The following is a 12,033-nucleotide window of genomic DNA, read 5'->3' as shown; positions in this document are numbered from 1 at the left end:
CACCCGCGATAAAATGCAGCGCTGGCAACGGCATGCCATCTTGTACGATGTCTTATCACAGGGTATTACTACGTCTCCTCAACAAAAATAAAACCACGGAGATCGCTACATGGACTCATTCCTGTCCGCCAAGCCTCAAAGCCTTGATCAAGCGAAAGGCAATACCCGCCGCAGTTTCCTGAAACAGTCGCTCGCTGTTTCCGCCACGCTCGCCACTGTCGGCAGCGCCGCACTGCCCCGCTTCTCCGATGCCGCCGAACCCTTGAGTCAGCGCTACCCTGATCCACTGATTCATATCCTCGACGACAGTTTCCTGGAGCTACGCGTTTTCAACGCCAGTGTTGAAAAGCTCGCCACCGGCATGCGCTGGGCCGAAGGACCGGTGTGGGTCGGTGATGGCCGCTATCTGTTGGTCAGCGACATCCCCAATAATCGCATCATGCGCTGGGACGAAATCACCGACTCCTTCACGGTGTACCGCGAACACTCAAACTTCTCCAACGGCATGTGCCGGGATCGACAAGGGCGTCTGATCGTTTGCGAAGGCTCCACCACCACTAGCGAAGGGCGCCGCATCACGCGCACCGAACACAATGGCACGATCACCGTGCTGGCCGACAGTTTCGACGGCAAGCCCTTCAACTCGCCCAACGACATTGTCTGCAAAAGTGATGGCTCGATCTGGTTCACCGACCCGCCATTCCAGACCGGCAACAACTACGAAGGCCACAAAGTCACCCCGACCCAACCCCACGCCGTGTACCGCATCGACGGTGAGAGCCAAAAAGTCACTCGGGTAATCGACGACCTTAACGGCCCCAACGGCCTGTGCTTTTCTCCCGATGAAAAGACCCTGTATGTCGTCGAAGGTCGCGCCAAGCCCAATCGCTTGATCTGGGCGATTACGGTGAAAGACGACGGCACCCTGGGTGAACGCCGCAAGCACATCGAAGGCTTGGACTATGCCGCGATTGACGGCATCAAGTGCGACGAAGCGGGCAACCTGTGGTGCGGCTGGGGCGGTAATGGTGATCCCAAGGCGGACCTGGAAAAACTCGACGGCGTGCGTGTTTTCAATTTGCAGGGCAAGGCCATCGGGCACATTTCATTGCCAGAGCGCTGCCCGAACCTGTGCTTCGGCGGGCGCGAAGGCAATCGACTGTTCATGGCCAGTAGTCACTCGATCTACTCATTGTTTGTGAATACTCGCGGGACTACGTTTGCGTTGTAAAACCGACGTTGGTCTAGCGACAGTTCCGTGAGTAGCGAAACAAGATCCTGCCGCGCATCCGAGGCTGCGCGGTGACGATCCTTGTCGCTGAATTGTCGTTCGATAGCATGCCGCCCTGTATCGACGGCGCCGCCCAAGGGAGAAGTCAGAGTGCCTGGCCCTTGGCTATGCAATACGCGTTGACGAACGTTGCCGTGTGCTGCAAAGCCTGACGTATATCCGGTTTGGCTATTCCATGCCTGTTGGCAAATTGCTCGACCGCCGCGGTGTTGAAACGAGTGGTCTGGATAAAGTCCAGGGCTTCGGGTTTTGTATTCAAAAACCACGCGACCGGAGGAATACTCAGTAGCCACTTCAGCAGTCGGAGTGAAATGTGATGTTTGGGAGACTTCAAGCCCAAAGGTTTAGCCACCTGTGCCAGGAGTTCTCGCAAGTTTGGCGTTTGATCATCAAGCGCCAGCAGTTCCTCGCCCACCATGGCAGGATCAAAAGCACAAACAGCCACCAGTTCGACCAGATAATCCACGGTGACCAGTGGCAGCCAGTGCTCGGCGGTACCGGGCACTGCACTCATCTTGCCCTGCACCAGGTTGCGTATCAGCGCCACCAGCGGCTGACCGTCAACGATATGCCCGGTGCGGCTGTGGCCACAGACCGTCGCAGGGTGGACAACGGTCATCTCACCCCCCTTGGCGGACATGACCTGCAGGGTCGCAAAATGCGCCTCCAGCTTGCTTGCCTCGTAACCACCGACACGCCGGTAGACGGCGGGCCAGTTCGTCAACTCCGGCTGACGAGGATCAATGCCGATGCGTTGCAGATGTTCATGATTGTTCAGCATGTAGCCGCCGATCATCACTAAACGGCTTTTTTGCTCAGCCGCCAACAGCGCCACACGCTTTGCCCCCTCCACATTCACCGCACGAGACTGCTCCATCGAAAGCCCCCATGCGAAGTGAGCGCCCAGATGGAATATGACGCTGGCGCGCCTCAGCACTTCCTGATCAACCAGACTCAGCCCGAGATTGTCCTGTTCCAGATCGCCAGCCACGGCAAATACCCGTGTCGCGCACCCGCCTAAACTATCAACTTGCTCGCGCAACGCAGCCAGCCGCTCCGGGCGACGCATCAATACCCGAAGGGTGTGACCTTTTGCACTCAGGTTCGCCAGCAAATGTTGACCGATGAAGCCGGTTCCCCCCGTGACAAAGCACTCCACGCTCATTTCCCTGCTCCTTGTTGAAGGTGAGAAATCAAGCGTAAAGTATCGACCCAACTCTACAGTCAAGCGGTGTTTTCATGAAAATCGGCGAACTCGAGGCTCGCAGCGGCGCCAGCCGTCATACGTTGCGTTACTACGAGCAAATCGGCCTGATCTCACCGCTGCGGCAAACCAACAACTATCGTGTCTACACCGAGCAAACCCTGCAGGATCTGGACTTTATCCAGCGCGCGCAAAGCATGGGATTTTCCTTGGGGGAAATAGGCGAGATTCTGGATGCGCAGCGCAACAAGCTGATCGACTGTGCTGACGGCGCGAAGCTGATTGAAAAGAAGATGGCCGAAATCAAACAGAAAATTGCCAACCTCCAAAGCATCCATCGGTATCTGGATGTAGAGCGTGCGACCCTCGAAGCGAGTGCTGCCAGGCAACTTGAGCTTCAACAGTTGAGCGACGCTGCCAATCATTGAGCCTACGGCAAATGCCGTGGGGAGGCTCCTGCGCAAAGTGTGCTGTGCCTACAACATCCTGCGCCACAATGGTGTGCCGCTGGGCAAGGCGGATTATGTGCAGCACATGTTTGCGTATCTAAGGAAGTAATTGCAGCGCGAGCTTCGGGTCAATCAGGATTGAGCCGGAGTTTTTGCAGAAGAAACGCCAGTGACTCCACCGTCCCGTGATAACTCCGCGTTGAACGCTGCGTATCCCATGACATGGCATCGTCCACACAGAAATCGCCAACGCATTCCATGCTCAGATCCTCATCGAGCAGTCCGAGCGGAATCCACACGTAAGGCGATTCGCGAAGCGGGTTGGGCACGGTCGAGCCGCATTGTGCGCAGAAGTCGTTTCTGTAGCCGCTGGGTTTGACCCAACTGTTAATCAAGTCCTGCCCTGCATCCCAGCGAAAGTCCCGAGCGTTGACCAGAGTGGCGAGGTTGAACCCGACACCGGTTTGCTTGCGACACAATGAGCAGTGGCAGCGATAGAAAAAGCGCGGTTCCACTGAGAGGGAAAAGCGTACTGCCGCGCAAAGACACTGCCCTGTTGTCATGGGGACCTCCTTGGAAAAACGATTGATCAGGCGCTGGCGTCAGGTTTAGAAACAAGCGCGCCGGCAGAACCTCAGGTTACAGACAGAATGTATTGCGCCAAGCTTTACAGAGATTTGAATGGAATCGTCTATCGAGATGGCGATCCCTCCTTTTGCGCTCAAAGCCTAAATCAGCTTTTCGACCAAAACCGTGTCCGCCTCGATAGACATATCGCCAAAATCGCCCTCGAGAGATAGAACGTTTTCAACAAAGCTGATCCCTTCCAGCTCTCCGAGGACGCGAGAATTTTGAAGGTGCAGAGCACCGAGACTGATGGGCAACTCTGCGCCATCGATATTCCACGCCGTCAGTTTGCATCGGCAGCCGTCCTTCAGGCTGACGACCATTTCGAAACAGCGATGTGCCTGATCCAACGCGAACGATAAAACGTCGCTACTTTCGAGCGCTTGTACATCCATACTGAGCTTCTTATGTTTAAAAGCGCATTCTAACGATCTGCGAGGCCCCGGCCATGACTCAGATAAAAACCCCCGAAGACGCTCCCGCCGCATTCCAGGCAGCCTGGAACGCTCACGACATGGCGGCACTCGGAGCTCTGTTCGATCCGCAAGCGACGTTCGTCAATCGTTTCGGCCACTTCGTTCGGGGCGTCGAGCAGATCGTTGCGCTGCACGCGCCCATTCACCAGACGATCTATCGTGACTCCACTCTTGAGAATGAACTGATCGATATCGACCCTGTTGCTGACGGGGTGGCGATCATTCATTTCTGGAGTCGTTTGTCGGCCGGTGCTGCGCATCCGGCCGGGGCGCATGTGGTGGATACGCTGATTCTCGCGGTGCTGATCTGGCAGAACGAGGCTTGGCGCATCAGAGCGCTGGAGAATGTGACCCTGACCAACCCGCGCACAGGTGAAGCCACCCTGCGTGATTAGCGGTAATCCGTTTCAGCGCACCGCAAAAGGTTTTTCGCTGCATGCTGCATCCGTTTCACTCCCTGCTCCGTATATTCAACACCCTCATTCGAAGGGTCGAAGAACCAAGGAGACGCACCATGCACATGCTCATCAAACGCCTTGCTGTCGCTTGCTTCACCCTGCTCTGCCTCGGAGCCGGATCCAGCTTTGCCGCCGATACCGTGATGGTTGGCGGCGCGGCCATGTATCCGACCAAGACCATCGTCGAGAACGCAGTCAACTCCAAGGATCACACGACCCTGGTCGCTGCGGTCAAGGCCGCCGGGCTGGTGGATACGCTCAACAGCAAGGGACCGTTCACGGTCTTCGCCCCCACCAACGAAGCCTTCGCAAAACTGCCCGCCGGCACGGTCGATACATTGGTCAAGCCTGAACACAAGGCCGATCTGACGAAGATCCTGACTTACCACGTCGTCGCCGGCACTCACACGGCTAAACAGTTGATGGACGACGCCAAAATGCACGGCGGCAAAGTGATGCTGAAAACCGTCCAGGGCGAATCGCTGACCGTGATGTTGCACGACGGCAAGCTGTGGGTGCAGGACGCCAAAGGCGGCAAGGCGGCCATTACCATCGCGGACGTCATGCAATCCAATGGCGTGATTCATGTGGTCGATACGGTGCTGATGCCGAATTGACTGGCTGAGGTTGGCGGGCTCTCGCCAGAACGTCCGCCAACTTCACGATTGAAATGCCTTGCGACTCACGCCGAACGCTTTTCCATCCAGCGCCGATATTGCCGGGTGCGAAACGCCATGGCGATCTGCTGCAAAATCAGCGCGCGTAACGGTGACACCCCCGGATCAGGCTTTTTCGCCCGACTGAGTTTACCCAGCTGAAACTTCACCACCGCCATGTTCGCCAAGGCCGCAATGGCCTTGTTTTTCCAGGTGATCGGCGGCAATTGCGGGGCGTTGTCCTTGCCCTGCAGCCAGTCACGCGGCAGGTACGGATCGATGGCCAACGCGGTACCGATGCCGACCATGTCCACACCACTGTGCACGACGCTTTCGGCCACCGGACGACGGCGGATGCCGCCGGTGACCATCACTGGCATTTTGGCAACGGTCTGCAGGTCCCGGGCAAACTCGACGAAATAGGCCTCGCGAGCCAGAGTTCGACCATCGCGCGCCTCACCTTGCATGGCCGGAACTTCGTAGCTGCCACCGGACAGTTCCACCAGATCCACGCCCAGATCGTTGAGCAGCTCAACGACCTTTTTCGCGTCGTCAGCGGTGAATCCGCCGCGCTGGAAATCGGCGGAATTGAGTTTGACCGCTACGGCAAACTCTGCAGAAACCACTGCCCTGACTGCCTTGACGATCTCGACCAACAACCGCGCACGGTTCTGCAGAGAGCCGCCCCACTCGTCCATCCTTTGATTGGTCAGAGGCGAGAGAAACTGGCTCAACAGATAGCCGTGGGCGGCGTGGATTTCCACGCCGGTGAACCCCGCCTGTTCACCCAGGCGTGCGGTATTCGCAAAACGCTGGATGACGTCCTTGATCACACTGGCGGTCATGGCGTGGGGCGTGGCGAAACGCTTGGACAGTTTGCCCAGGTCCAGCGGTACCGCTGATGGCGCCCAGGTTTTCTGCCCGAGGTTGGACTGCATCTGGCGCCCCGGATGATTGATCTGCAACCAGAACTGCGCACCGGCAGAACGGCCAATCCGCGCCCAGCGCTTGAACTTGTCCAGTTGTTGATCATCCTGCAACACCACGCCGCCCGGCCCGGTCATGGCGCGGCCGTCGACCATCACGTTGCCGGTGATGATCAGCCCGGCACCACCGTCGGCCCATGCCTGATACAGACGCATCAGTTCTGCAGAGGGCGCCTGGTCGGCGTCCGCCATGTTTTCCTCCATGGCGGCTTTGGCGATGCGGTTCTTGATGGTCGAACCGTTGGGTAAGGTCAGGGGGTCGAACACATTCATGGGGCAGTCCTCAACTGGAGATGAGGCCACCATAAGATTGAAGTCAACTTTAAGGTCAATAGCCTTTTTAGCTGATTCGCGCTTTAACGCGCCACATCGCGACACTCTGCAGCGCCCACCACACCTTGTTCGCGCAGTCGATTTATCAGCATTTGCGCATTGTCCGCGCACGCCACTCCCACGGGCTTGCCTTCAATGCCCTGGATGACGAGCTGAAGTTGTTCCTTGTTCTGCGCCAGCCGTTGCTGCAGCACCTCGATTTCTTCGACCTTTTGCTTCAAGCCACTGAGCAACTGGTCATGCTGCCAGCCACTCGCGTTCATCGGCATCAACTGACGGATTTCCTCCAGGGAGAAACCTGCCGCCTGCGCGCCGGTGATGATATGCAACACCCACTGTGTGTCGGGGGCGTAATCGCGATAACCATTGGCTTTGCGCGCGACTGAAGTGATCAACCCGCTCGCTTCGTAGAAGCGGATACGCGATGGCGCCAGTCCGCTGATTTTTGCCAGTTCACCAATTCTCATGTCCGACTCCGCAGCACGTTAACCTTGAAGCTGACTTTAAACCTGAAGGAGTGCAACAGCCAACACGGCAAATCACGCCAGCAACTCAGTCATCCACTGCACCTGCCGCGCAACCTCTTCCAGCCTCTCCTCGGGCACAGCCTGGCGCGCCTGTTTGAAACTGTTCAGGGTTTTCTGTTTCTGCCTTAAAGAACGCTGCCATTTAGCGAGGAATGCCGGGCTGCGTGCTTGCATCAGCAACGGGCCGAAGTACAACTGTTCGGCGCTATAACTCAGTGGTGCGCCGCGCTCGGCGACGATGATTTCGTAGAAGAAACGGTTTTCCTGCAGCACTTCCTCGTCGAGGATGCGGTAGCCGTTGTCCATCAGCCATTGGCGCAGGGGTTGCTCGCCGCCGTTGGGTTGCAGGATCAGCCGTTCGTGCCCGCGCAGGTGCGCCTTGCCGCTGTCGAGAATGTCGCGAATCGTCTCGCCGCCCATGCCGCAGAGGCTGATCGCGGTGATTCCGTCATCAGGCTCGATCGCCGCCAGGCCACTGGCCAGACGCACGCTGATGTGCTGCTGCAGATCGTTGTCGCGCACCGTGCGCACCGCGGCATGGAACGGCGTCAGCGCCACCTCGCCGGCCACCGCCGCAACGATGGCGCCACGTCGCATCAGGGCCACCGGCAGATAGCCGTGATCCGAGCCGATATCCGCCAAGCGCGCGCCGGCCGGTACATGCGCCGCCACCCGCTCCAGACGCATGGACAATGTGTGTTCGTTCAACTGCCGCCCTCTTCCCCAGCCATCGCCGGCGCTGCTGGCCGGACAAGGGGCGCGACTCTAGCGGGCAATGGTGGGTATTTCAAATCCGGACGGGCGCGGTCTTGTTTCGGATTCGGCCTGTCACTGCACAGTCGAGGCATCCACTATCTTCTTTGCAACCGGTCTACTAACCTGCGCGCAGCCGTATCTCAAAACAACAAATGCACTCATGGAAGATCAACCTTGAAAACAGCTCTCGGCGCCCTGCTTCTGCTTGGCCTGTCCACCAGCGCACTCGCGGACTCGCACCCCATCGGCTTCCACCGCACAACCCTGGCGGATCCGCAGCGGCCGCTGGAAATGGTCGTCTGGTACCCGGCGACAACCCATGCAACCGCGCAAGTGATTGACGACAGTCCGGTGTTCGTCAGTGCCTCTGCGGTGCGCGATGCGCCGCCGACCGCCGGCGAGCATCCGCTGGTGGTGCTGTCCCATGGTTACCGGGGCAACTGGAGCAATCAGATGTGGCTGGCAAGTGCGCTGGCCGATCAGGGTTACATCGTCGCGGCAGTCAACCATCCCGGCAGCACCACCCACGACCGCAGTCCGCAAGCGGCGGCGCAGCTGTGGCAGCGGCCGGTCGATCTGCGGCGGGCCATCGAAGCCGTTGTGGCGCAGCCGGGAAAATTTGGCGCGGTGGCGCCGCAGCGGATTGCCGTCGTCGGGCATTCGCTCGGTGGCTGGACGGCTCTGGAAATCGCCGGTGCACGCTTTGACCCCGAGCGTTTTGCCGAGGACTGCAAGGCCCATGCGCAGCTCGCCAGTTGCAACGTCTATAAGCAAATGAACCCCGCCAGCACCGCGCAAGGCAAAGCCGACCTGGCGGCCGACCGGCGTTACAAACCAGTCAGCGCCATCGTTTCGCTGGACCTGGGCCTGTCACGCGGAATGACCGACGCAAGCCTCGCGGCGTTGCCAGTACCGACGCTGGTGATCGCCGCCGGCGCACCTTCCGAAGACCTGCCGGCGCAACTGGAATCCGCAGATCTGGCCAAACGCCTGCCACCGGCTACCACACGTTATGTCGAGATCAACGACGCCACTCACTTCAGCTTCACGTCGATCTGCAAACCGGGCGCGATCGAGATGCTCGAGGAAGACGCACCGGGCGATGGCGTCATTTGCCAGGATCGCGACAATGCGCGCCCGCGTAAAGTGATCCAGCAGCAGGTGGTAGCGCTGATCAGCGATTTTCTGGCGGCGTCGAAGCCATGACCCCGGCCGCGGCAACCCCTTTGCGAAATGGCTGATGACGGACACCGGTGAGCCGTTTGATCCTGCATCGCTGCAACAGACTCGCCAAATCGCTCCGAGCCGGTTTTAATGCGCGCTGGATGGGCATATGCCCGGCTCCCCTTCTCCGAGTAGAAACATGAACCGCCAAAAGAAACTGCAGCAGTTGTTCAAGGAAAAGGCCAAAAAGGCCAGCGCCAAACTCGCGCCGAAAAAGCCCAAGTACATCAGCAAGGCCGACCGCGCGAAACTGGCGGCCGAAGCGGCGGCCGAACCGGTTGAAACCCGTGAGAGTTGATTCGCTGCTTCAGGCGTCGATTAAACGCGCTTTACAGATACGCCTCGATGTTCGCGATCGCCCGATCGATGTAGAGCTCTTTCTCGCCAACGGGCGTCACATAATGAAACGCGTTGCGGGTGGCCTCCACACCGGCCAGACGGGCGATGAACCAGGCCGCCATATATTGTGAGGACAGGCAACCGCCAGCGGTGGCGACATTGCCCTTGGCCATGAACGGCTGATTGAGCACCGCCACACCGGCCTCCTCCACCCAGGGCTTGGTGATCAGATCGGTACAGGCTGGGACGTCATTGAGCAGGCCGAGCTTTGCCAGGATCAGCGTGCCCGAGCACTGGGCGCCCAAGAGCTGGCGCTGCGGATCGAGCCGTAGCCGCGCCATCAGCTCGGTATCCGCCACGATATCCCGGGTCAGACTTCCGCTGCCCACCAACACCGCGTCCGCGTCGCTCGCCTCCTCCAATGACACCTGAGCCTCGATTACCAGGCCATTCATCGAGCGCACTTTTTCCGTCGGGCTGGCGATCGACACGCGCCAATCGGGCTGTTTGACGCGGTTGAGAATGCTGAACGCGATGAGCGAATCCAGTTCGTTGAAGCCTTCAAAGGTCAGGATGGCGATGTGCATGGTGAGTCTCTAAATGGGCGATGACTCATCGTAAAATCTGGCGCTTATCACAATCAAAAAATTGTCATGGGTACATTGCGGGCGACATCGACGGGCATTTGATACACCGGCTACGCGCCACGGAAAGGACGGCTGAACAACCGCGTCGTCTCGCCCTATACCTTCTCAGGCGACCACGCCTGCATGCCTGCCAGGAAAGATCGGGCTGTAGCTTTCAGCCAGTGGCTGTAGGAAAGTGGCGAACATCGAATGATGAAAAGGCCAACACCTCATGAAGCCGCTGGATCTGACGCGTTTCGACCTCAATCTTCTGGTGGTTCTTGAGGCGCTTTGGGCGCAAAGGCACGTCGGTCGTGCGGCGCAGCACCTGCATCTGTCGCAGTCGGCCACCAGCCATGCCCTGTCGCGTTTGCGCACGGCGTTTGATGATCAGTTGTTCATTCGCAACCCTCGCGGCATGGCACCGACGCCGCTGGCCATCGAGCTGATGCCCAGAGTGGCGGCGGTGCTCGAATCGGTGCGGCTGGTCGCCAGCCCACGGGGGCCGTTCGATCCAGCGCGTCTGCAGGCGACACTGCGGATAGCGGCCACCGATCACGCCGTGCTGACCGTCATCGCCCCGGCGCTGGCGAAAATTCAGGTTGCGGCGCCGGAGGTGGTGCTGAAACTCGGGCCGGTGGATGGCGAGTCGGCGATGCGCCAACTGGACGCCGGCGAGATCGACCTGGTGTTGGGTTCGGGTTCGTTTGCGCAAGTGCCGCAACGCTTTGATTGCCAGCTCGCGCACAAGGAGCGATTCGTCGGCATCGCCCGCAAAGGGCACCCGGCATTGGTCAAGCGCGGCAAACATTTGCATATGGAACTGGATGACTTTACGCGTCTGCCGCACGTTCTGATTTCGCCCCGTGGCGACGCGCGGGGCGCTGTCGATGACGCGCTGGAACAGCTCGGTCGCAGCCGCAAGGTCAGCGTCACCTGCCCGAGTTTTCTCGCAGTGCCATTCATGGTTGGCGCATCGGAATCGATTGCCGTGGTCGCCGAACGTGTCGCCTTGCAGATGCAGGAAACCGCACAACTGAGCCTGTTCGAATTGCCCCTGACGCTGCCCACCTGGGAGGTCTTCGTCGTCCGCGCACGCGGGCGCGCCAACGAGCCGGCGGTTGAATGGATCACCAGAATGCTGATCGGCGACTGATGATCGACCTCGTGCATCGAGAGGCTGCACCAATGCCATTGGATCGCGCGCCTCGGTGCTCCTAGAGTGCGGACATCCGTTCAACATCCCTGGAATTCTCATGCAAACCGAGCCCACCCTGGTCATGGTCCCTTGCTTCGCCGGTGCGCCGTGGCAGCTCAACCAACTCAGCCACTTGCAGCACCGCGCCATGCGTACGTTGCGCTTACCGGACGACGTCGCTGATCTGGAAACGCTCGCCAACTTCATCGTTGATCAAGTGAAAGATCTCGAATGCTACGTGCTGGTGGGCGACTCCTACGGCGCGGTCGCCTCGATCGCGGTTGCAACGCGCCAGCCAAAAGGCCTCAAGGGCCTGGTGCTGTCCGGCGGTTTCGCCAAAAACCCGATCACCTCGCCCCTGCTGAAAACGCTGGCCGCACTGGCGCCGTTCTTCCCCGGGCCGTTTTATCGACAGACGACCCTGCGCCTCCACGCCGCACAACTGGCTTCGTCGTTCGACAAGGAAGGCGAAATTCCCTGGTCAACCGCCAGGAGCCGCGCCTTCTTCATCGAGCAAACCCCACACAAGGCCTACGTCAACCGCGGGCGCTCGATCGAGAAAGTCGACTACACCGCCCTGCTGCCAAAGATCGACGTGCCGACGCTGATCCTTACGCCCGAGGAAGACAGGCTCATCGGCAAAGAGGCTTCGGGGATCCTGCTGAAGGGGATAAAGGCAGCGCAGGAAGTCGTCATGCCGAGAACCGGGCATATGTTCAGGTTCTCGCATCCGGCGGCGTATTCGCTGGAGGTCAGCAGGTTTCTGCAGCGGGTGGCGCTTTGAGTGTACGTGGGGCAGTCAGATGCTGCGCGGCATATCGATCCGAATTGCCGTTTTTTGTTGCAGCCACTAGCCTCAGCAAAAGTCAAAAGCACAAATCAG

16 protein-coding genes are annotated in these 12,033 nt (G+C 59.2%); 9 read left to right on the top strand and 7 right to left on the bottom strand.

The annotated features are described in order from the left end of the window. Positions 1-109 precede the first annotated feature (109 nt). Entirely contained in the window at positions 110-1,231 is a 1,122-nt protein-coding gene (locus tag ACOYXI_RS03350) for an SMP-30/gluconolactonase/LRE family protein (RefSeq protein WP_098968347.1), read from the top strand. A 145-nt stretch (positions 1,232-1,376) separates the two neighbouring features. Here the strand turns inward: ACOYXI_RS03350 and ACOYXI_RS03345 are convergent, their stop codons facing one another. Next, entirely contained in the window at positions 1,377-2,456 is a 1,080-nt protein-coding gene (locus ACOYXI_RS03345; protein WP_461674310.1) for an SDR family oxidoreductase, read from the bottom strand. Positions 2,457-2,530: 74 nt separating this feature from the next. On the opposite strand from ACOYXI_RS03345, the gene ACOYXI_RS03340 reads away from it, so the two are divergent. After that, positions 2,531-2,923, top strand: coding sequence for a MerR family transcriptional regulator (locus tag ACOYXI_RS03340; RefSeq protein WP_041074696.1), 393 nt, complete (start codon positions 2,531-2,533; stop codon positions 2,921-2,923). Continuing rightward, a complete protein-coding gene (locus ACOYXI_RS03335; RefSeq protein ID WP_276615404.1) occupies positions 2,916-3,053 on the top strand; it encodes a DUF1993 family protein in 138 nt (45 codons plus the stop codon). The genes ACOYXI_RS03340 and ACOYXI_RS03335 overlap by 8 nt, the downstream gene beginning before the upstream one ends. A 19-nt stretch (positions 3,054-3,072) precedes the next feature. Here ACOYXI_RS03335 and ACOYXI_RS03330 read toward each other — a convergent pair whose 3' ends face one another. After that, entirely contained in the window at positions 3,073-3,507 is a 435-nt protein-coding gene (locus ACOYXI_RS03330; RefSeq protein ID WP_461674309.1) for a GFA family protein, read from the bottom strand. Between the two features lie 165 nt (positions 3,508-3,672). Then, positions 3,673-3,966 (bottom strand): hypothetical protein, encoded by a 294-nt coding sequence (locus ACOYXI_RS03325; protein WP_098968344.1) that lies wholly within the window; start codon positions 3,964-3,966, stop codon positions 3,673-3,675. 53 nt (positions 3,967-4,019) lie between these two features. Here ACOYXI_RS03325 and ACOYXI_RS03320 point away from each other — a divergent pair, with 53 nt between their 5' ends. Together ACOYXI_RS03320 and ACOYXI_RS03315 are read left to right on the top strand one after the other, a co-directional pair. Next, the gene (locus ACOYXI_RS03320) at positions 4,020-4,442 is read left to right on the top strand and encodes an SgcJ/EcaC family oxidoreductase (protein ID WP_098968343.1); all 423 of its coding nucleotides are present in this window, start codon (positions 4,020-4,022) and stop codon (positions 4,440-4,442) included. Positions 4,443-4,561: 119 nt separating this feature from the next. Next, positions 4,562-5,122, top strand: coding sequence for a fasciclin domain-containing protein (locus ACOYXI_RS03315; RefSeq protein WP_097087837.1), 561 nt, complete (start codon positions 4,562-4,564; stop codon positions 5,120-5,122). Between the two features lie 65 nt (positions 5,123-5,187). Here ACOYXI_RS03315 and ACOYXI_RS03310 read toward each other — a convergent pair whose 3' ends face one another. From ACOYXI_RS03310 to ACOYXI_RS03300, 3 genes are all read right to left on the bottom strand, one after another. After that, positions 5,188-6,420, bottom strand: a complete 1,233-nt coding sequence (locus tag ACOYXI_RS03310; protein WP_461674308.1) for an NADH:flavin oxidoreductase/NADH oxidase family protein — start codon at positions 6,418-6,420, stop codon at positions 5,188-5,190. Positions 6,421-6,503: 83 nt separating this feature from the next. Then, positions 6,504-6,947 (bottom strand): MerR family transcriptional regulator, encoded by a 444-nt coding sequence (locus ACOYXI_RS03305; protein ID WP_098968341.1) that lies wholly within the window; start codon positions 6,945-6,947, stop codon positions 6,504-6,506. A gap of 72 nt (positions 6,948-7,019) precedes the next feature. Beyond that, positions 7,020-7,715 carry a tRNA (adenine(22)-N(1))-methyltransferase gene (locus ACOYXI_RS03300; protein ID WP_134786153.1) on the bottom strand — a complete coding sequence of 232 codons (696 nt, stop codon included), beginning with the start codon at positions 7,713-7,715 and terminating at the stop codon, positions 7,020-7,022. Positions 7,716-7,937: 222 nt separating this feature from the next. Between ACOYXI_RS03300 and ACOYXI_RS03295 the strand changes: the two genes are divergently transcribed. Together ACOYXI_RS03295 and ACOYXI_RS03290 are read left to right on the top strand one after the other, a co-directional pair. Continuing rightward, a complete protein-coding gene (locus ACOYXI_RS03295; protein WP_210559013.1) occupies positions 7,938-8,969 on the top strand; it encodes an alpha/beta hydrolase family protein in 1,032 nt (343 codons plus the stop codon). 157 nt (positions 8,970-9,126) lie between these two features. Further along, on the top strand, positions 9,127-9,285 hold the full coding sequence (locus tag ACOYXI_RS03290; protein WP_081730283.1) for a DUF2986 domain-containing protein: 159 nt from the start codon (positions 9,127-9,129) through the stop codon (positions 9,283-9,285). 31 nt (positions 9,286-9,316) lie between these two features. On the opposite strand, the gene ACOYXI_RS03285 is transcribed toward ACOYXI_RS03290, so the two are convergent. Then, the gene (locus ACOYXI_RS03285) at positions 9,317-9,913 is read right to left on the bottom strand and encodes a DJ-1/PfpI family protein (protein WP_096797689.1); all 597 of its coding nucleotides are present in this window, start codon (positions 9,911-9,913) and stop codon (positions 9,317-9,319) included. Positions 9,914-10,184: 271 nt separating this feature from the next. On the opposite strand from ACOYXI_RS03285, the gene ACOYXI_RS03280 reads away from it, so the two are divergent. Both ACOYXI_RS03280 and ACOYXI_RS03275 read left to right on the top strand, forming a co-directional pair. Continuing rightward, positions 10,185-11,108 carry a LysR family transcriptional regulator gene (locus ACOYXI_RS03280; RefSeq protein WP_223009414.1) on the top strand — a complete coding sequence of 308 codons (924 nt, stop codon included), beginning with the start codon at positions 10,185-10,187 and terminating at the stop codon, positions 11,106-11,108. Between the two features lie 100 nt (positions 11,109-11,208). Further along, positions 11,209-11,934, top strand: coding sequence for an alpha/beta fold hydrolase (locus ACOYXI_RS03275; RefSeq protein WP_461674307.1), 726 nt, complete (start codon positions 11,209-11,211; stop codon positions 11,932-11,934). Positions 11,935-12,033 lie beyond the last annotated feature (99 nt).

Source organism: Pseudomonas sp. G3-19 (assembly GCF_054855875.1).
This window is presented reverse-complemented; position numbering and strand designations above follow the sequence as displayed.